This is a genomic window from Pseudomonas sp. S2_C11 (genome assembly GCF_054668395.1).
On sequence record NZ_CP162765.1, the window covers coordinates 2204899 to 2225083 of the forward strand.

At 58.5% G+C, this 20185-nt stretch carries 13 protein-coding genes; 11 read left to right on the top strand and 2 right to left on the bottom strand.

The genetic code is table 11. The annotated features are described in order from the left end of the window. Positions 1–12: 12 nt before the first annotated feature. Positions 13–1266 carry a multidrug efflux RND transporter periplasmic adaptor subunit MexE gene (gene mexE / locus AB4N48_RS10070; RefSeq protein ID WP_039761553.1) on the bottom strand — a complete coding sequence of 418 codons (1254 nt, stop codon included), beginning with the start codon at positions 1264–1266 and terminating at the stop codon, positions 13–15. Between the two features lie 370 nt (positions 1267–1636). Between mexE and gcvA the strand changes: the two genes are divergently transcribed. The 9 genes from gcvA (at position 1637) to AB4N48_RS10115 (ending at position 15769) form a co-directional block, all read left to right on the top strand. After that, positions 1637–2542 carry a transcriptional regulator GcvA gene (gene gcvA, locus AB4N48_RS10075; protein ID WP_252886271.1) on the top strand — a complete coding sequence of 302 codons (906 nt, stop codon included), beginning with the start codon at positions 1637–1639 and terminating at the stop codon, positions 2540–2542. Between the two features lie 75 nt (positions 2543–2617). Then, entirely contained in the window at positions 2618–3445 is an 828-nt protein-coding gene (locus tag AB4N48_RS10080) for a DMT family transporter (RefSeq protein ID WP_252876373.1), read from the top strand. Positions 3446–3474: 29 nt separating this feature from the next. Continuing rightward, positions 3475–4236, top strand: a complete 762-nt coding sequence (locus AB4N48_RS10085) for an SDR family oxidoreductase (RefSeq protein ID WP_252867677.1) — start codon at positions 3475–3477, stop codon at positions 4234–4236. A gap of 778 nt (positions 4237–5014) precedes the next feature. Continuing rightward, a complete protein-coding gene (locus tag AB4N48_RS10090) occupies positions 5015–6097 on the top strand; it encodes a helix-turn-helix transcriptional regulator (protein ID WP_122738737.1) in 1083 nt (360 codons plus the stop codon). Further along, a complete protein-coding gene (locus AB4N48_RS10095) occupies positions 6090–7505 on the top strand; it encodes a hypothetical protein (protein WP_460095320.1) in 1416 nt (471 codons plus the stop codon). Before AB4N48_RS10090 ends, AB4N48_RS10095 begins: the two co-directional genes overlap by 8 nt. A gap of 10 nt (positions 7506–7515) precedes the next feature. After that, positions 7516–10722, top strand: coding sequence for a beta propeller repeat protein (locus AB4N48_RS10100; RefSeq protein WP_460095321.1), 3207 nt, complete (start codon positions 7516–7518; stop codon positions 10720–10722). Positions 10723–11212: 490 nt separating this feature from the next. Continuing rightward, positions 11213–12685 (top strand): DUF262 domain-containing protein, encoded by a 1473-nt coding sequence (locus tag AB4N48_RS10105; protein ID WP_460095323.1) that lies wholly within the window; start codon positions 11213–11215, stop codon positions 12683–12685. Further along, entirely contained in the window at positions 12685–14649 is a 1965-nt protein-coding gene (locus AB4N48_RS10110) for a DUF262 domain-containing protein (protein ID WP_460095324.1), read from the top strand. The genes AB4N48_RS10105 and AB4N48_RS10110 overlap by 1 nt, the downstream gene beginning before the upstream one ends. Positions 14650–15280: 631 nt before the next feature. Then, positions 15281–15769, top strand: a complete 489-nt coding sequence (locus AB4N48_RS10115; RefSeq protein WP_460095326.1) for a hypothetical protein — start codon at positions 15281–15283, stop codon at positions 15767–15769. 154 nt (positions 15770–15923) lie between these two features. Here the strand turns inward: AB4N48_RS10115 and AB4N48_RS10120 are convergent, their stop codons facing one another. After that, positions 15924–16838: a LysR family transcriptional regulator gene (locus AB4N48_RS10120; protein ID WP_125916349.1), complete on the bottom strand. Its 915-nt coding sequence runs from the start codon at positions 16836–16838 to the stop codon at positions 15924–15926. A 270-nt stretch (positions 16839–17108) separates the two neighbouring features. Between AB4N48_RS10120 and AB4N48_RS10125 the strand changes: the two genes are divergently transcribed. Both AB4N48_RS10125 and AB4N48_RS10130 read left to right on the top strand, forming a co-directional pair. Then, on the top strand, positions 17109–18131 hold the full coding sequence (locus AB4N48_RS10125) for a zinc-dependent alcohol dehydrogenase family protein (protein WP_460095327.1): 1023 nt from the start codon (positions 17109–17111) through the stop codon (positions 18129–18131). 551 nt (positions 18132–18682) lie between these two features. Next, the gene (locus AB4N48_RS10130) at positions 18683–20149 is read left to right on the top strand and encodes a hypothetical protein (RefSeq protein WP_252867676.1); all 1467 of its coding nucleotides are present in this window, start codon (positions 18683–18685) and stop codon (positions 20147–20149) included. Positions 20150–20185: the final 36 nt, after the last annotated feature.

Here is a 20185-nt window from a genome sequence, read left to right on the forward strand (position 1 = left end):
AGTTGTCGTCCCTTAACCGCGTGGGGTCGTGGCGGCCAGCTTCGCAGCCGAACCCGATGCGCCCTTGGCAGGGGCAACTTTGGGCAGGTTGCTGGCTTCCAGCGCTTGACGTTGTTGAGCGAGGGCGGCGAGGGTCTGCTCGCTGGCCATCGGAATCACCTCGGGGGTGACCGGTGAGCCAGGACGAACTCGTTGCAAGCCCTTGACGATGATGGTGTCGTCCTTGTTCAGACCGTTGCGGACGATGCGCAGGCCTTCGATCTTCGGACCGAGTTCGACGGCGCGGTAGGCGGTCTTGTTGTCGCCATCCATTACCAGCACGAACTTCTTGCCCAGGTCAGTGCCCACGGCTTCGTCATTGATCAGCATGGCGTTGTAGGTGCCGCTGCCGACCAGTTTCAGCCGTGCGTACAGGCCCGGGGTGTAGGTGCCGTCAGCGTTGTCGAAGACTGCGCGACCACGGATGGTGCCGGTTTTCGGATTGACCTGGTTGTCGACGAAGTTCATCTGGCCGAGGTGCGGGTTGCCGTCTTCGTTGGACAGGCCCATGTAAACCGGCGTAGTGGCGCCACGCTGGCCGTTGCGGGCCAGTTGGGTGTATTTGAGGAATACGCGTTCGTCGGCGTCGAAATAGGCGTAGACCTTGTCGGTGGAGACGACGCTGGTCAGTGCGGTGGTGTCGGCGGTCACCAGGTTGCCGGCAGTGATTTCGGCGCGGCTGACGCGGCCGCTGATCGGTGCGGTCACGCGGGTGAAGCTCAGATTCAGTTTGGCCAGGTCCAATTGTGCCTGCAGAGCACCGACGGCGGCGCGGGCCTCTTGGGCAGCGCTGGTGCGCGAGTCGGCCAGTTCAGCGGAAATGGCGTTGCTGGTACGCAGACGTTCACCGCGAGCGGCTTCGTTTTCGCTGCGAGTGGCGGTGGCGCGGGCTTGAGCAACCAGAGCTTCGAGGCGGCGTACCTCGGCCTGGAACGGACGCGGATCGATCTGGAACAGCAGGTCGCCTTTCTTGACCAGCGCGCCTTCGGTGAACGCGACCTGATCGATCTGGCCCGATACCCGTGGGCGGATTTCAACGGTTTCCGGCGCTTCGAGGCGCCCGGTAAATTCGTCCCACTCGTTGACCGGTTGTTCCAGCACCTTGGCTACGCTGACTTTGGCAGCGGGCGGGGCGCCGGCAGTCTCCGGAGTTTTGCCGCAAGCGCTCATCACCAGTACGGCCAGCATGGCCAACGGGAAGCGCAAATGTTTGAGTGATTGTTCCATGGATGCAATCCGCCGAAGTATTGAAGATGGGCGGATGATGCTCGGCGCGGGTGTGATGGCACGAATCGAATGAAGCAAAGGTAACTATCATTCGGAATGATATAAGCGCCGAGGCAGCCCTCTAGCATGCACTTTTCGTTAGGGGGCTAACAATCGGCCTGAAGGCAATTCTGTGTTGCTTGATCTGCAATGATTGCGACCGACGCTGCGCGCGGAGGATTATCCGGCGATTAAATACCTCGCTGTTACCAGCACCTCGCCCACTTGCCGGAGCAATACGCCAATATCGCGGAACGGGCAACCAAGGGAGTTTCGCTCTAACATGAGCGCAACCTCATGCTCTGACATTTATCGTCCCCGGATCATTTTTATGCGCGACCTGCCCCCGACCGCGACCCTGCGGGCTTTTGAAGTGGCCACCCGACACCCGACGTTCACCGCTGCCGCTCAAGAGTTGCACGTGACCCAGAGCGCCGTCAGTCATCAGCTCCGGCACCTTGAAGAACTTTGGGGCTTGCAATTGTTCGAGCGCGGCAAGGCGTTGCGCCTTACAACAGCGGGGGCGACGCTGGCGCCGATCGTGCGCGAGTTTTTCATCAGCCTTGAAGCAACGCTGGAGGATCTGCGCGAGCAAAAGGACAGGGTTCGCCTGACCGTCAGCACCACTTATTCGTTTGCCTTGAAGTGGCTGCTGCCACGCTTGCCGAATCTGTCGCGCCTGCACCCGGAGTTGTTGGTGTCGCTGGATACCACGGACACGATCATCCATTTCGCCAGCGGCGAAGCCGATGTCGCCATTCGCTTGGGCAAAGGCAATTATCCCGGTCTGTATTCGGAGTTCCTGTTCGGTGAGCAGGTGTTTCCCGTGGCCAGTCCCGAACTGCTGCAGCGCGTCGGCAGGCCGGGCAGTCCCGCCGAGTTGCTGCAGATGCCGTTACTCATTCGCGACGGCGCCGAGTTGGCGCCGAAATGGGAGGTGTGGTTTCAGTCCGTCGGGCTGGAGTTTTTACCGCTGCGCGAAGGCGTCAGGTTTGGCGACACCAACATGACGGTGGAAGCTGCGTTGCTCGGCCAGGGAGTGGCGTTGGTGCGCAGCGGCCATGTCGAAAATGAAATTGCCGACGGCCGTCTGGTGAGGCTGTTCGATGTGCCGTTCACTTCGCCGCTTGCTTATTATTTCGTCTGTCCCAAAGGCATCGAAGCCCAGCCGCACATCCTCAGATTTCGTCAATGGTTGCTCAGTGAAGCGTTGAAGGTGCAGAGCGCACAGCGCTGAAGTATGAGTAATTGCTCACGGTGTAATGAGGAGACTTCACTGTAAGGCCAATGCCAGGGATGCCTAGAATGCTGCATGCCAATCCATCTCGTACTCCTCGTTCTGTTCGCCGCGCTCCTGCACGCCAGCTGGAACGCGCTGCTGCGCGGTGGCGCCGATCGGCTCTGGTCGATGACGATGATGTGCGTGGCCATCGCCATCGTCTGCGCCATCGCCGCCTCTTTCATGGCCCCGCCTGCACCTGAGAGCTGGGGTTACGCGCTGCTCTCGGCACTGCTGCATGTCGGCTACAACCTGTTTCTGGTACGCAGCTATCGGGTCGGCGATCTAGGGCAGATCTATCCGATTTCCCGTGGGTCGTCGCCAGCGCTGATCACCCTCGGCGCCGCGCTGTTTGCCGGCGAAACCATAACCCCCGGCGAACTGCTCGGCATTGGTCTGGTGTCCGGGGGGATCATCTCGTTGGCGTTCCGAGGGCGCAGCCTGTCGGTGCCGAGCCTGCCATATGCGCTGGGTACCGGTTGTTTCATCGCCGCCTACAGCGTCGTCGATGGCATTGGCGCCAGGCTTTCCGGTGCGCCGCTCGCGTACACGGTGTGGATGAGCGCCCTGTGGGGTGTGTTGATGCCATTGGTGTATATCGGCCTGCGCGATGCTCGCAGTCTGTTTTCCGTGCGGCCCGGCATGCTCGCCGCAGTGGTAGGCGGGCTGGTTTCCTTACTGGCTTACGCAATTGTTATCTACGCGATGAACGAAGCGCCACTGGGCGCGGTGTCGGCCCTGCGTGAAACCAGCGTGCTGTTCGCGGCATTGCTCGGCTATTTGTTCCTCGGTGAAAAGCTCACCGTCCGCAGGATGCTGGCATGCGTGGTCATCGCCAGCGGCGCCATCATCATCGGCTGACATAGGCCAACTGCTCAGGAGAACGTCGCATGGATAAAGTCTCGCAAGCACCGCTGATTCTGATCACCGGCGGCAGTCGCGGAGTCGGCGCCGCCACCGCCCGACTCGCCGCCGCGCAAGGCTATGACGTTGCCATCAGCTACGTTGCCAACGAGTCTGCCGCGATGGCGGTGGTGGCGGATATCGAAGCGTTGGGGCGAAAGGCGCTGGCGGTGCGTGCTGACAGCGCTGACCCTGAGCAGGTCGCTGAGCTGTTCTCGGCCATTGATCGTACATTCGGGCGTATCGACGTTCTGGTCAATAACGCTGGCGTGCTGGCGAAGCAGTCACGCATGGAGGACCTGAGATTCGAACGCATGCAGCGCATCTTCGCAGTCAATGCGCTTGGGCCGATCCTGTGCGCGCAGCAGGCGGTGAAGCGCATGGCTTACCGGCACGGCGGCACAGGTGGCGCAGTGATCAACGTTTCTTCTGCCTCGGCGCGCCTGGGTAGCCCGAATGAATACGTCGACTACGCAGCATCGAAAGGCGCGCTGGAAACTTTCACCATCGGCTTTGCCAAGGAAGTTGCGCGCGAGGGAATTCGGGTCAACTGCATTCGCCCGGGGCACATCTATACCGATATGCACGCCAGCGGCGGCGAACCGGGGCGGGTGGATCGCGTGAAGGAGTCGATCCCGATGGGCCGGGGCGGTCAGCCGGAAGAGGTGGCGCGGGCCATCTTGTGGCTGGCCAGCGCGGATGCTTCGTTTGTCACCGGGACTTTTCTGGATGTGACGGGTGGCAAGTAGGTCCGGCTACAGACTATCCGGATCGCCAAAGAACATTTTGACATTGCTCTAGGACGGTGGTCAGAGGCCAAAAATATTTGGTCTTGCCCCCAGTGTTGCCCCCAGTCGCCGCCGGTACACGAGTAGTCATCCTTCCTGGATCGCCGCGTGTGCGCTGTCGCCCAAAAGGGGTTAGCCCGGCGGCTGACGCCCCACAGCCTAGAAATAGCAAATGCTAGGCTGGTCTCTCGATACTTCGTGATCGGTGAGTAAATTACTTTAGGCCGGCAATCGGCTAACCAAGGCTGGAAATATCTGGAGATTGGCTGTGATGAGTCATCAATCAAACACGCTGAGAATCGACTTGTCGAAGGCGCTTCGCGAGGTAGGGGCGCACCTGGATGCCCTGATGCAGTGTCCTGCCAAACCCTCGGCATCGTTGCATACGACCACCTGTCGCCGTCGCCTTGGCCACCCCGGCTGAACAGGCGACACGGTTTGTCGCCCGATGCTGGAAGATGGGGTCAAACGCCAGCGAGAACCTCACCATGAAAAACCTGTTTGCTTTCATTGGACTCTGCGTAGTGCTTAAAAAGGGCTACGAGCTCTACGCCGAATACACAGACCTCAAGCGCGAGCAACGCCAGCGGGCAGACTCCTGACGGGCTGCCGTCATGGACGGGAGGATGAATTCGCGGTGGAATCATCGCGCAGTTATGGCAGAATGCCATGCTGCTGAATCGGATCTACTGCAATGCCCGGCCGCTGTAGCGGTCGCTAAGAGTACAAGGAAGTCTTGATGTCCCAGGCTAAAGACACACTGCTCAGGCTGTTTGCCTTGTTGCGCCTTATCCCTACCGAACCGCAGCGCATCGCCACCACGACCTTGCTGGAAAAGCTGCGCGACAAGGGCTTTTCGGTGACGTTGCGCTCGATCCAGCGCGATCTCAACCGGCTGTCCATCCCGTTCTCGCTGCAGTGCAACGACAGCGAGGTGCCGTTCCGCTGGAGCTTCACCAAGGACGCGCCGTTACAGCTGCAGGACATGGACGCTTCGACGGCGCTTGCCCTGTACCTGTCGGAAAGCTACCTGAACACCTTGCTACCGCAGACCGTGCTCGACCAACTCGGCCCGCAGTTTCGCAGGGCCCGCAATTTCCTCGGTGACCTTGGCCACAACGGCCTGGCCGACTGGTCGCGGCGGGTGCGTGCGGTGCCTAACGGCAAGATCCTGCTCCCGGCCGCTATCACCCCGAGAACCTGGGCCCAAGTGTCCCAGGCTTTGCTCGAGCGTCGACCGCTCGACGTGGCCTACCGCAGCCGTAGCAAGTGCGAACTCAAGCAGTTTCGCCTGCACCCGGCGGGCTTGGTTTCGCGGCACTCCATCAGTTACCTGCTGGCCTCGGTAGATGGTTACGACGACGTGCGCCAGTTCGCCCTGCATCGCATGCAGCAGGTCTCGGTGGTCGACGTCCGGTCGCCGTTGCACGGCCAGTTCGATGTCGACGACTACATCGCCACCGGGATCTTCAGCCACCGGCAGGCCGAGACGCAGGTGGAGCTGATCGCCGATGTCAGCGCGCAGATCGCCGTGCTGCTCGAAGAAACCCCGCTCAGTGCGCGACAGTCCCTCGAGGTTATTCCCGGACAAGCGTGGAAGCGCCTGCGCGCCTGGGTGCCCCAGGATCGCGACACGCTGTGGTGGATTTTTGGCCTGAACGACAACATTCGTGTCCACGCACCACAGGTCTGGGTCGATGAGATCGCCCAGCGCCTGCACAGCATGCACGCGCTTTACCAGATGCCTGGCCTCGACGGCCGGCAACCCCTTTCAGCGGACACCGCTATCCAGGAAATCAGCCTGAGGAATACCCATGGATAAAGAACGCCAACGCGCGCTTGAGCAGTCCGTCAGCCTGTGCCCGATCTGGACCGTGCAAGCCGCGGACAAGGCCGGGCGCATGCTTGCGGAAATCGGCCAGGCCAACAGCATCCTCGCCAAGGTTTCGTCCACCGCGCAAAACGCCGCGATCAAGGGCGGCTTCGCGGCGGAGACTTGGCACGCCGAGTCATTCAATCTCGACGCGATCCTGAAGGATAAGGACGTGCGCGCCTTCACCGACAACTTCGCCAACACGCCGCTGGGCCGCAACGACATGACCCACGACATCGTGGTCATGCGCGGTGACGACCAGTTGCTAGGCGCGCAGCTCAAGTACTTCAAGAATGCCGAGGCGACGCAGAAGGCGTTACGTTCCACAAAGGACGGCGTGCACGCCTACAAGGACAGTGACCTGTTCCTCGGTCCCTCGGACCAGATCGAAGGCGTGCGCCTCTCGGCCGAGCGCGACGTCTTGAAAAATCAGCAGACCCGGCCGGAAGTGTCCCGGGCTGCGGAGAAGGTCCGGGACAACACCAGCGGGCAACTGGACGTCGATGGCGTGCAGTCCACTTCTTTGAGCAAGCGTGAGGCCGAGCACCTGGGCACCGCGAGCAAGACCGGCCAGGAGCTGCACGACAACTTGCAGACTGGCTACCTGAACAAGGCAACAGTGCAGCAAAGCCTGCGCGCCGCTGGCTCGGCGGCGGTCATCACCACGGTGATCGCCGGCAGCATTAACACCTTCCAGTACATCAAACAGTTCAAGGACGGCCATATCACGGCGGAGCAAGCCACCCTGCGGATCCTTGAGAACACCGTGATCGCCGCTGGCGACAGCGCCCTGAAGGCCGGCGTGGCCAATGCCAGCGTGAGTATTGCCGCGCGTTCCATGCCCGGCCTGTTCACGGGCACTCTGTTCAAGCGCAGCCTGGCCAACGGCGGCGTCGCCGGTGCGGCAGTGTGCGCGGTCGACCTGGTGCGGTGCCTGGTGCTGTTCTCGGCCGGCAAGATGAGCGCGCAGGAAATGGAAACCCGCACCGGCAAGAACCTGTTCCAGACCGGCGCGGGCGTGGTCGGCGCGTCGGTCGGCGCCACTGTGGGGGCCATCGGCGGCCCGCCCGGGGCGCTGGTGGGCAGCCTGATCGGTGGCTTGATCACCACCCTGGCGATGAACATCGCCCTGGATAACCACATCGAGAAAGAGTTCCAGCACACCCTCGCCAGTACCGAGCAGGTGGTGGGCAGCGCCATCGGCATGCATCAAGCGCTGGAGTTTCTGCAGGTTTCCCAGCAGTTCTACGCCGATTTTCACAAGGGCCTGTATCTGTCCGAGCGCCATTTCGCCGGGCAGGTCCGGACCCTGGCAGGACAAAGCAAACGACTGAAACACCAGATCGAAAACCTTTAAGGCCAATGAAATGACCGACACCACTGTTGAGGTAACGCAAGAGATCTTCGAACAGCCTCTCGAAGACGCAGACGCTCGAGCGATCGAAGCTCTGGTGAACCAGCACAAGGGCAATGCCGCCCTGACCCAGCAGTTAGCGCTCGATGCCTCGCGGGTCCTGGCGTCCAGCCAGGAACGCTTGGCTAGGCAGGCCGGCGCGGGTTTCTTCAAGCGCTTGGGCAACAAGGTCAGCGGCACGACTGGCCAGGATCAGTTGCGCAACCAGGTCGACATGCTGCAGATGCAGAAATTCGCCTGGCACTACCTCAAGCAGTTGCAGCAGCAAAACCTGATCAACGCCCAGAGCATTGCGGTGATCCGCAACAACCTGGGGACGATGAACGAATACATCATCGAAACCCGGGAATTCCTCTCGCTGGCGGTCGACAAGATCAACAGTCGCCTGGTGCAGGTCGAGAACCACGCCAGTTTCACCAACTGGTCGCTGCACATCGAAGCCAACAAGCGTCGCTTCAAGTCGATCCCGCGCAACCTGCTGGTGCTGCACCTCACCTATGACTTCATACGCAGCCACCGCGACGTTGTGCTGACCTCGCGGGACGTCAACCACCTGGTCGTTACCCTCGACAAACTGGGGATCGACTGCGACGAGGATGTTCGCCTGCTGGACTTCATCATGGAGTTGATCGAGGGCATCGAGCTTGCCGGCATCGATCGCTTTCGCGAAATGATCGCGCTGGACTTCGACGAGCATGTGGTGGATTCGCACTTCATCCAGAAGAACATCTCCGGCATTGGTTTCAATGCGCTGTATTTCTTGTCCGAGCAGTACGAGCGCATCGTCAGCCTCATTGATGACGAAGAGATCTGCCGCAGCGACGAGGACCGCGAGAACATCATCTCGAAGCTGTTCGGCGAGGAGTTCTCCGGGCTGTCGACCACCTACGGCATCCGTGACCTGATCGGCGAGGTGATCGGCGGCAGCGCACTGGCCATCGACATCTACAAGGACGTCAACGGGCTCAATGTCGTCGAGCAGGGCGACGAGCACGAACATCAGGAGGGCGAGCCGCTGTCGCTGACCTCGGCGTTGCCAGAGATCAAGGTGCACAGCTTCTTCGACACGACACCCGACGAGGAAACCCGGCGCACCTACCTGCGCCTGTTCGCTTTGGCCATTGAGGGTTCCGCAACGCTGAACAAAGCAGGCGTGGAGTTCCTTGAACACCTGGCGGAGAAGGCCGGTTGCCCGGACATCATCGGGCTGATCGGCCAGATCGCCGACAGCCCGCGCAAGTTGCAGGACTATCTACCGGTCGTGCAGACACTGCTCAACGAGGATGACCGCACCTACACCTGGCTGCTGGATGCCTTCTTCCTGCTGACCCTGTGCGGCCGGAAAATCGAGAACCCGTACGTGGCGCGGATTCTCGCGACCCTGAAGCCGGCGCAGTTCCGCGACAACTTCTCTCACATGCAGACGCTGCTCCGGGAGACCGAAGAAAAACCGTTGCTCGACGCCGCCGCGAAACTGGCCGCGCAGACCCGCGGCTGGAAAAATATCGTTCGTTACCGCGGCCTGAGCTTTGAGCAGACCTATGAAGACATTGGCAAGAAGCTGCACACCGCCAGTTGGGCTGCGACGACCCTGAGCTTCGACCTGATTGCGGTCGCCAGCAAGGCCTCGGACCATTCGTTCTACATGGAATCGTTCGACGATGGCTTCCTGGCCAAGGTCAGTTCGGCGGTTAGCGCTTCCGCTTGCTCGGTAGGCCGCGGACTGGCGCTGTCGAGTCTCAACACCGTGCGCAAGAAGGCCAGCGAGCTAATTTCAGAACACGGCGGCGCCTTGAATTCGGCCAACGGCATGATCCGGCGCATGAATCTGCCGCCGATCAACTTCGACAGCGAGCTGGGCTACAGCGACTTCGACTTGGACAACTCGGCCTCGAACGACGACTGGCATGAACAGTTCTGTCGTTACGAAAGGCAGGTCGACAACACCCTGACCACCTTCTCTGAAGCGTGTTCCGCGGCGGATCGGCAGATCGACCTGTTCAAGGCTGGTGAGTTCGACAGGTCGGTGGTGGAGATCGAGGCGCAGGAGCGTGCCGCCCGCGAACTGGCCCGGCAGCAGGAGCGACTGGAGAAGTCGGCCGTCGTGGTCGAGATCGAGGGGAGCGAGCACCGCTTCAGCATCGAATGGCAAAACCTCGACAATCCACCTTGTGATCCGGAAAGCGTCCGCCAGATCAAGACCAACGGCAAGGTCTGGCTGCTGGTCGACGACGATGGCGTGTTCCATCGCAGCGAAGACGGCCTGCACTGGCAGGTCGTGCGGCCAGATCCGCAGGAAGAGAAGCTCTACGGCAGAAAGTTGTCCGTCGTCGACGGGGTGTGGATCCTGATCGCGGCTTACGGCGAAGGCTTCCACTTCTCCCATGATGGCTTGACCTGGCAGCGCAGCCAGGCGCCGGAGTTGCCCGACAGCTATGGCTATTCGGCGACCGAGGACGTCGTGCACTTCAGCGGCCAATGGCTCTGGCGCTTCACCGAGCGAGCCGAATACTCGTATGTCGAGAAGGGCATCATCTTCGACTCCACGAGGACATCCACCTACTACAAGCCGCTGATCTACAGTGCCGAGCGCCTCGATGGACCCTGGACCCGCTGGGAGGGCTCGCCGAACCTGCCCGAGGGTGTGGAGGCGAAGAGCATGCGCTCGCTGCCGGGCTTGCCGTGCCTGCTGCTGTTCTGCAGTTACAGCTACTCATACGTCCGGGACAGGAAGAAGAACGACGCTAAGTCATTCGTCAATTACTACCTGCCGGGCAAAAGTGGGCGCACCTGCACTTGGGACAGCGACAAGGACGATTTCGACGATCCGCTGATCACCCGCATGAGCGGTAAGTTGATGTGCGTCTGCTGGGACCAGTACCTGACTTCGGACAAGGGTTACGACTGGAAACTCCAGTCGCAGGAATTGCGCGTCGACAGCGTCTTCCATCTGGAGCGCCTGAGCCTGTTCACCAGAGCCAACGACGCACAGCGCATCTACCTGAGCGAGGACGGCGAAGCGTTTAAAGAGTTCATGCTCGAAGAGGGGCGCTGGCGGTATCTGGCGGCGAAGGACCATGCCGTGTTGAGCGTCTACGAACTCAACGCCCATGAAACCTTCCTGCGCATCGGGTGCATCGTTTGCGAACCGGTGGGGTGAAGAGGGCGTCGTCGATGTCCCGCTTCTTGAATCGCACTAGGGCTGGCGGGCTTCTGTACTGATCATTGCAGCGAATTTGAGGTCTTGGGAGCGGGCGTTGCCCACGATGGTCCCCGCCTGGACAACCCCTTCGCCTGGCTGGCTGCGTCGCTGGTAACGTCAGTTCCCACAGGTTTTTGAGCTGCACCTCGGAAGTTGAACACTTGCGCCTGAACGGCCTGCTCCCAGGCGCGGGAGAAGCTAACGTTTTTCGGCCACGCTCAGTTTCTGCGCAGGCATGACCGCGGTAAGAACGCGTTGTTCAGTTTGATCATAGATTGTAGTGCGAGGGCCACCGCATTCAATCGTGTTTTGACCAAGGTGGAGAAGAAAAAAGAGTCTATTGCTTCGCGCTGGTAGGCGACTGCACGCATTTTGACAATGTCGGGGAAGCTAGCTGTCAGAACTGACTACAGTTAGCTGCCATCGAACACATTACAAGGATCGTCATATGAACCAAGCCGTGAGCGAACGGCAATTTGCCCCACATCTGTCGCTTGACGTGGAGGGCATAACCGTTGCTTCCACGAACCTGGACAATGTGTTCAACGCCAGGAAGATTCCGTCCAGCGACGGAAGCTGTATTTTCGGCAGCCTGAATTTGCCCGAATACCAACGGCCCTATCGCTGGAGCGAAGGGCAACTGGCACGGCTGCTCGATGATTTACAAGGTTTCTTCAGCACGGATGCGCCGGGTCACGACTTCTACCTTGGCAGCTTCATCCTGCACCAGCAAGGTGGTAACGGGCGTGAGCGGGGCACTCTGAATATTATCGATGGTCAGCAGCGCATTACCAGCTTGGCGTTGCTTCATTGCCTGCAGAAGGGCGACAAAGGCGCACCTGAGTTGAAATTCAACTCTCCAGAAAGCTATCGGCGCATCCAGCTCAATCTTCGATGGCTGGAGCAGCAAAAGTTGCCGCAGATAGATTTCACCCGCATCAACGTGACTCTGGTCGTCACGCGGCGAGAGGACGATGCCTACCGCTTTTTCGAAACCCAGAACACTTCTGGTGTTCGTCTGAGCGGCGCGGACATCATCAAGGCTTATCACCTGCGCAGCGTGGTTCCAGCTGCGCAGAATGATTTTGCCCGGACCTGGGAGCGCCTCGGCGATCTCAAGCCTCTGGTCGCAACGCTGATGAAGTCCCGGCATTGGCAAAGCCTGCGCTGGCGAAATGTTGCCAGTGATCGTGACCCGCTGCTCGAGCGCAAGCAGATCGTCACGGAACTCGCCGAGCGAACGCTGGCGAATACCGTCGATATTGCCTATCGGCCCTTGCAGGTGCACCGCGATGCCTGGGGTAAGGACATGCATAGCGTCCAGCCGGGGTACGCAATGCGACAGCCCTTGGGCTCTGGGGTTAATACGATGCGTTACGTCGCCTACTTCCATGGCCTTCGCCAGACGTTGCTCGACGTCGGTGAAGCACCACCTAAAGGTTCGTTTGCCTACTACTACAAACGCTTGTCCAAGGATGCGTGCGGCAGCGTGTTCCTGAGCAGGGCATACGAATGCGCTTTGCTGATGTATGCCAGCCAGTTCGGCACCGCCAGGCTGCTCGAAGTCAGCCTGTGGATGTTCCGGGTGATCTTTTCGATGCGCCTGATCAGAGAGGTCAGCGTACGGGAAGACGGTGTTCAAGCGCACATCAGGGACAATCCGCTGATGGACTGGATCGCCAGCAGCCATAGCGAAGATGAGCTATTGGAGTACTTGCGTAGCTATAAATACACTCCAACCGGGGAGGGGCTCGATAAACACAGTATCAAGAAGCGCTTCGTAGAGTCGGTTTCCATCACGCTTCACTTGAACCTGCCGTGGCCGAACCCGATCCGTGTCGCCACTGAATACGATGCCGAGCTGTGTGCCGCCATCAAACGAATCAGCCTTGCTGACATTGCCCGCCAAGGAGGCAAATGATGAGTGCTCAAGTCCAGTCCTATGTACAGACTGCCGCTACGCTGTGCCAGCAAGGTATATCGCTGACTATTCCCTGCTATCAACGCCCGTATGTCTGGCCCAGTGACGACGTGGAGGCTCTGTTGGAGCAGATCATCCTGGCGAGCGAGCGCGATGCCGACGATCAACCCGCACAAGCGCATTACTTTTTCGGCACCGTGCTGACCAGCGAAGTGGTTCCGGGTTCGACTTCTGATGCTGCCATCGTCTACGAACTCATCGATGGCCAGCAACGAATGACGACATTGATGGTGCTGGCGCTTGCTCTCTGCTCATTACTGCCATCGTCGCCGCTGCGCGCGCTGGTGGTCCTGGGCAGTGCTCCTCGACTCACCTTCAATATTCGTGAAGAAGTCCAGGCTCGGTTGAGTGCCTGGGCGGATTTGACGGCGGAGACTGAACCGGATGAAAAGGAGGCTGCCAATCCCTATCTCATACACTTGAGCGCTGCCCGAAAAGTAGCCTGCGACAGGTTCAAGCGGCTGCAGGCCGAGGGCGGCGAGCAAGCCCTTGAGCGCGTCGGGGACTACCTGTTCAACCGCGTGACCTGGGTGAACAATGTCATGCCCGCGGGCATGGACCTGAACAAACTGTTCGCGACGCTGAACACCAGCGGTCTCCAGCTTGAGCAGACGGATATCCTCAAGGCTCGCTTGATGAAATGTATCAAACAGAACCGTGCCACTTACGAAGGCATCTGGCAGGCCTGCGAAGATATGGGAAATTACTTCGAGAAAAACCTGCGCGATGTCTTCGCGGGTACCCATTGGGGGACCTTGAGATTCAACGATCTTGCGGATCACTCCATCGACCATTTTTCCCTTGAACGCCCTGCCGACGGTTACCCGAAAGGCCGTACGATCAGCGAAATACTTTCGATGAAAGTGCAGGAAGAGGCGGTTGAAGTGCAGCGCGAGAAGGATGAGGCGCGCTATCAGTCAGTGGTCAGTTTTGGCCTGTTGCTGATGCATGCCTATCGAATCTATCGGCACTCTCAGAACAGGCGTGATATCGGCTCACGGCTCAACGACAGCAACCTCAATGAATGTTTCTCCAGCTTTATAGAAACGGCCACTGCGGCGCAAGCCAAGGGGTTCATGGAATGCCTCTGGAGCGTGCGATTTCAGTTCGATCGCTGGGTCGTCAAGTGGGTGCGCCTGGGTGAAGAAGATGAGCGCATCTTGCGCCTGAGCACCATCAACAATCGGAGCAAGGGTAACGGCCCCGATTGGCGAACGGTCACTCAGGATACTTCCGACTTGAGCCAGCTACAGAGCATGCGTTACCTCACGGGTGAGCGCAGTGCTCAGTATTGGCTGACGCCATTCCTGGGGAGGCTGGTCGACTCACCTGATATGAAGGACTACCAAGTACTGGCGTTGCTCGAACAGATCGATAACCAGCTTTCGCTCACCGAACTGACCCAGAAGGAGGCTAGCTATCTGCTGTTGTCCAGTGACGCCGCCGAACCGGTGTCCATCTCAACGAAAGTGGCTTACCTCAAGGAAGCCAACGGCACGAGCTTCGAACACTACTGGTTCCAGAAACTGGAATACATTCTATGGCGTGAACGCAGCACTTTTAACTGGTTTGATCTTGAAAAACTGCACCTGTACAGGATTACGTCGAAGAACTCGGTCGAGCATGTGCATCCGCAAAATGAAGAGTTCCGCAGGACATTACCTGACGAGTTGCTACACGGATTCGGGAATCTGGTACTGCTCAGCCCAGGTGAAAACTCCTCTTACAGCAACCTGGCGGTACTCAAGAAGCAAGCGGCATTCCGCGCCAAGCCGAAGTACGACTCCTTGAAACTTTCGCACATGTTCCATGTGCTGGGCAAAGGCGACGACTGGGGGCAGGATCAGATCAACGAGCACGCGCTAGCGATGCTCTCGCTCATCGAAGCACACTACGACAGATGATGGTTATACCGTATAGATGGATCATGTCGTCTACGGGCGCGGACACGTCGATTGTTGTAACTTGAGGCACTGGTAACGACACTTACGCCCCAGGTTCTCCGGCTCCTACATAAATATCAGGGCGAATTCGACAACCGGTACGTAACACTGAGGTGCTGGTGACCGGATTGAATTTCGCCGCACCTAATACAAATTTGTCCCCTAAGCCCTTTGGAAGGGGTGAATGACTATCCATATACTGATTATCAGAAAAGTAGGTATTTCCCTATGAACGTTACGGTTGACGCTCTCATACGTGTTGCGGATGCAGAAAAAAGTAAAGGAAGGGTGTCGGGCGCTGCTTCGGAGTTAAATGTAAAAAATAGAAGATTTTTTGGGGTGAGTTCATTCAAACACTCAGTGCATCAGATGGTTCAGGCTGCGCTAAGCAGGGTTCCATCTGGTTCAAGGGAGCCTTGGCACGGATGGTGTGCGGAAGTATCTTGCCTGAGCCAGTCCTTTGACGTCTTTGTTAATCCTGACGGTGGAACTATTCGGACGGTCAATATTGGAGACTCAGGTAAGGGGCACGGCAAACCCAAAAAAACTTGTAGGTCGTGTGTTGTCGTGCTCAAGGATCTAGGAGTCAACCATGCTTAGCGAAAACAAGGTTAGTTTATATTTTAAGGCTTTGTCGAAGGGTAGGTCAGACATTGCATCTAGAAACACGATGAAATTCATGTGCCGTGGATTCAAGTTGGTGCTAGGTCAAAACGAGGTGGATGCTTCGATCACTATCAGCGCGGCGTCCGATAAAGCTTATAGATATTGGGTAGACCAGGTTGGCCGTGCGGAAGAGCTGAATTCCGCCAGGATAGCTTGCTGGGATTTTTTGGAGGGGAAAGGGCGAGGTTTTCATATCGAAGACAAAGAAGACGCTATTGCCAGGGCGGTACTTTGTCTTTTGCATCCTGCTGAAATTGTCGACAATGAATTTAGGCAGCAGTGTTTTGAATGGTTCTTCCAGATGGTAAACAAGGTGGATGACTTTCAACCCTTGTTTGACCGCGTATTTCATGAGATGGAGAAAAAAGAGTTGTCGCGTCAAAATAAGGCAGATCGCGACGGCTTTGCTCCCTGATGACAGGCCGACTCCGAATCAGCTTCCTGAATAATCCATTGAGTTGATTTTCAAGAAGAATTCGGCTCGTCGTGGCAATCCTCTGGAAATGGATGGATCTCCATGGCCTATGAAAAGTCAGAAATGATCAACTGCACAGCCTGCCCGACGACCCCTAGAGACTCTCAGGGTCGCCAAAGAACATCTGAATCCGCGACCTCAACCACCGCTCCCCCGGATCATTATCCTGCGACCCACGCCAGGCCATGTGCAATTCAAAGGTCCGGGTCGGCAGCGGTGGATCTTCAGCCCGCAGACCGCCAGCTGCCGTCAGTGCCTCAGCCGTGTAATCCGGCACGGTCGCGACGATATCGGTGCCCGCCAGCAGCGTGCCCAGTCCGTTGAACTGTGGCACCGCGAGCACCACGTGCCGTTTGCGTCCGAGTTTTTCCAGTTCTTCATCGACAAAACCACTGAGGTCACCAGCAAACGACACCAGTGCATGCGGTCGGGCGCAGTAGTCGTCCAGGCTCAGCGGCCCCGGCACGGTGTCGGCGCGCAGCAGCTTCGGTGCGCTGCGGCGCAGGACCTTGCGCTTGGCGTTGGCCGGCAGGTCGGTGGTGTAGCTGACGCCAATCGAAATCTCGCCCGAGGCCAGCAGGCCCGGCATCAATATGTAGTTGACCCGCCGCACCACGAGGACAATGCCCGGTGCTTCGGCGCGCAGACGCTTGAGCAGCATGGGCAGCAGCGCGAATTCGACGTCGTCGGACAAACCGATGCGAAACACCGAGGTGCTGGTCGCCGGATCAAAATCGGCGGCACGACTGACGGCGGTCGAGATCGAATCAAGGGCAGGCGAGAGCAGGGCGAAGATTTCCACCGCGCGCGCGGAAGGTTCCATGCTGCGACCGGTGCGGACAAACAAGGGATCGTCAAACAGGCTGCGCAGGCGCGACAGCGCCGCACTGATAGCCGGTTGGCCGAGGAACAATTTTTCCGCGGCCCGAGTCACACTGCGTTCGTGCATCAATGTTTCGAACACGATCAGCAGGTTCAGGTCGACACGACGCAGGTCATTACGATTCATCTGGAGTCCTGGCAGAGTCATCAAACTTGACGAGGGCGGCCATATGAGAACAATGGCCGGCATGAATCTTACGGGGAAAGGCTGGTACTCTGCACCGGAAAATTCAGCTTTACTGCGACGGCGGCAGGCCTTTTTTCATGGATTTTGCCAATGCCGCCCTTGATGCGGAATCAATGACAGGCATGTCGACTATTAATAGCCACTGATGGTCTTGGGTCCAAAGCCCAGATAGAGTTCATGGCATTAGAGGTTACTTTGACGAGGTTTGCGATGTCCCGCACGATCCGTTTTCACAAGTTTGGTCCGGCCGAGGTGCTCAAATGCGAAGAGCATGCGGCTGCTCAGCCAGGTCCTGGCGAAGTGCAGGTGCGTGTCGAGGCAATCGGCATCAGTTGGTACGACACCCTGTGGCGCCAGAATCTGGCGTCGTCCCAGGCACGGCTGCCTTCGGGCCTCGGTCATGAAATGGCTGGCGTGGTCACTGCGGTGGGCGCTGATGTCGAAGACCTGTCCGTCGGCGACAAAGTGGCCAGTTTTCCCGCGGAAAGCCCGAACGACTATCCGGTTTACGGCGAGTCGATCGTTCTGCCGCGCACCGCGCTGACCCGTTATCCCTATGTGCTCAGCCCGATCGAAGCGAGCGTGCATTACACGCCGCTGCTGATCGCCTACTTCGCTTATGCCGATCTGGCGCGGGTCAAACCGGGTCAATTTGCGCTGGTGACTGACGCCAGCCACTGCGCCGGCCCGTCGTTTGTGCAATTGGGCAAGGCGCTGGGTGTGCGAGTGATCGCGGCCACCAAATCGGCGGAGGAGCGGGAGTACCTGCTGTCCCTCGGTGCGGAGAAGGTCATCGTCACCGAAGAGGAAGATCTGTTGATGCGTATCAACAAGATCACCGACAACCGCGGCGTAGATGTGGTGTTCGATGGTCTTGGCGGTCCGCAGATGTCGTTGCTCGGCGATGTGCTGGCGCCACGCGGCAGTCTGGTGCTGTACGGGCTGCAAGGTGGTAACCAGACCCCGTTCCCGGCGTGTGCGGCGTTTCAGAAGAATATCCAGTTCTTCGTGCACTGCATCGGCAATTTCACCGGCAAGCCGGAGCTGGGCATTGTCCAGGACCACGTCGCTCTGCAGCGTGCTTTGCGTGACATCAACCAGTTGACCGCTGACCGCGTGCTTTTGCCGCTCAAGACTCGTGTATTCCCGTTCAACGAGTTCGTCGAAGCGCATCGCTACATGGACGAATGCCCATGCCGCGAGCGAGTGGCCCTGCAAGTGGAAACCGCGTAAATCCACCCATCAGAGTCCGTGGCCGCCACGGACTCTTTTCTGTTTATACCCTCCGCTGTCAGTAAACCCTCCCTGATATCGAAGCATTGGCCTTTTCAGTAACTGAACTGGTTTTTGCCGTTCATCTGTATCTTCTAATCACACTATAAGCACTGATAATTGAATGATTACTTTCATCTCAAGGAATGAGCTATGGCTGTGCATTCAATTTGTCCGAGGCAATATCAAATGGCTGGCTCAGCTGGCTTCGTCAATTTCTGTTTAATTGCTGTAGGGCGATTCGGAAGTTGCTTCTCTTTTTCTTGTAATGATTTGGCGTGGGACGTTGTGGGAAGTTTCCTCAGAACATTATTGAGTGGCGAAAGGCCAATGAATACGGGTGGTTGAGCGTCAAGCTTGGCATCTGGAAGGCTTTGTTCAGGTGAAGTGTTTCAAATAACTACAACTTTGTAAGTGTTAGCATTTCAGCGTCTATTACTTATTGATCCAATTGCCGCGCGCCCATTGTCATGTCTGCGCGGCATGAAACTTTTGATACCGGGTAAATACCGATGAGCACGATCCATGATCAGGCAATGAACTATGTCTATCAGCAAGTATTGCAGCGTTTGCTGAGTTTCTTTTCCCGAGCCGAGCGCACGGCATTGCAATTGCTGATACAGCGCCTGGTGGTGGCCGCTGGCGGCATGGAAAACATCGGGCAGTTCAAGGTGCTGGTGCCTCAGTCCGGCTTGCGGGACGGCTGCTATACCCTGGCCTTGCTCCGGGCCGCTCAGTTGACCATTGCCGGCCGTGCTCCGGCGACCTTTCAGCTGCGCGTGGCTTCCCTGCGCTGGAATGGCGACAGCCCGCTCGCCCTGCAAAACCTGCATCGCAGCTACAGCGCGCTATTCCTTTATGACGATCCGCGGGTCGAGGTGCTGATGGTGGATAACCGCGAGGTCCTGCCGTTCGACCATCGCACGCCTGTCAGCAATGAAGGGCGCGAGGCCAGCCGGGTCAATCTGCTGCTGGTGGGGCACTGTCGCACCTGGCTGGAAACGCCTGAATTATGGGATGACGCCTACCTGGCGACGGCCGAGTACTACAGCCAGATCGCGCGCTGGAACAACGGCGTCGACGCCATGATCAGCACCGAAACCAAAGGCAGTCAGCAGCATTTCCTCGAAGGCCTGAACCGCGCGATGCAGCGAGTGGCAATACCGGCTCCAGGCCTGGTCAATGCCGGATTCGAAACGCTTTTTCCTCTGCTCGACGAACTCGGTGACGACTTTTACCGGGAACTGCGTGCCGATGATGACCGGACCGTGTGGCGGCCGGAAGGTGAGTTCGAAGCCTGCCGGCGCACCAGTTTTATCGACATCAACGACATGATGGTCGGCAAGCTCGAGGATCGCTGGCCGCTGTTGGGCGAGTTTCTCGGTTATGAACCTGATGATCTGGCGCTATACCAAGGCGAAGCGGTGTTTGCTGATCCTCTGATCTCGGCACATGTGCGAGGTTTGTACGCACGGTTCATCGAGGGGCGCGCCTATGAGGCGGGCATCGACGATTACGTCCGGCACACGCTGGCCGACATGCGGCGAAAGCAGGTTGCCGAAACCGTCTGCGAGCACTTGCTGGCCAGCTACGACAACGCCGGCGGGCCAGAACAACTGCGGATGCTTGCCGAGGATTACCTCAGCAATGGTTTCGGATTGACCGAAACGCAGTTGGCGTGCCTGCTGTTTGCGCCGTTCATCGACAACGGCAAAGGTCTCGAACGCTTCCTGCGCAATTGTCATCCCGGCATGCTGGTCGCCATGCCGGACCTGCACCGCGCCATGCAGGGTCTGCACGCACCTGAGCAGGTGATGAAGTGGCTGACGGAAGTCAGCGGCTTGCCAGTCAGGCTGTTGAACCGCCTGTATGCGATGGGTCCTGTGCAGATTGATGCACCTGCGCAATTCTCCTCGGAGAGTTCGGGTTCGGACGAGGCGCGTTCGGCTGCGCCGTTCGAGCGGTCGACGGAACGCTGACGGTGAGCCAGAGCCTGGATTGTGAACCAATATCTA

What these genes read in the sequence shown, in the direction of transcription:
- AB4N48_RS10090 (WP_122738737.1), top strand. Translation starts at nt 5,015, where the DNA reads ATGTCCCAGGCTAAAGACACACTGCTCAGGCTGTTTGCCTTGTTGCGC.
- AB4N48_RS10120 (WP_125916349.1), bottom strand. Translation starts at nt 16,838, where the DNA reads ATGAATCGTAATGACCTGCGTCGTGTCGACCTGAACCTGCTGATCGTG.
- AB4N48_RS10100 (WP_460095321.1), top strand. Translation starts at nt 7,516, where the DNA reads ATGACCGACACCACTGTTGAGGTAACGCAAGAGATCTTCGAACAGCCT.
- mexE (WP_039761553.1), bottom strand. Translation starts at nt 1,266, where the DNA reads ATGGAACAATCACTCAAACATTTGCGCTTCCCGTTGGCCATGCTGGCC.
- AB4N48_RS10080 (WP_252876373.1), top strand. Translation starts at nt 2,618, where the DNA reads ATGCCAATCCATCTCGTACTCCTCGTTCTGTTCGCCGCGCTCCTGCAC.
- AB4N48_RS10105 (WP_460095323.1), top strand. Translation starts at nt 11,213, where the DNA reads ATGAACCAAGCCGTGAGCGAACGGCAATTTGCCCCACATCTGTCGCTT.
- AB4N48_RS10130 (WP_252867676.1), top strand. Translation starts at nt 18,683, where the DNA reads ATGAGCACGATCCATGATCAGGCAATGAACTATGTCTATCAGCAAGTA.
- AB4N48_RS10115 (WP_460095326.1), top strand. Translation starts at nt 15,281, where the DNA reads ATGCTTAGCGAAAACAAGGTTAGTTTATATTTTAAGGCTTTGTCGAAG.
- AB4N48_RS10085 (WP_252867677.1), top strand. Translation starts at nt 3,475, where the DNA reads ATGGATAAAGTCTCGCAAGCACCGCTGATTCTGATCACCGGCGGCAGT.
- AB4N48_RS10110 (WP_460095324.1), top strand. Translation starts at nt 12,685, where the DNA reads ATGAGTGCTCAAGTCCAGTCCTATGTACAGACTGCCGCTACGCTGTGC.
- gcvA (WP_252886271.1), top strand. Translation starts at nt 1,637, where the DNA reads ATGCGCGACCTGCCCCCGACCGCGACCCTGCGGGCTTTTGAAGTGGCC.
- AB4N48_RS10125 (WP_460095327.1), top strand. Translation starts at nt 17,109, where the DNA reads ATGTCCCGCACGATCCGTTTTCACAAGTTTGGTCCGGCCGAGGTGCTC.
- AB4N48_RS10095 (WP_460095320.1), top strand. Translation starts at nt 6,090, where the DNA reads ATGGATAAAGAACGCCAACGCGCGCTTGAGCAGTCCGTCAGCCTGTGC.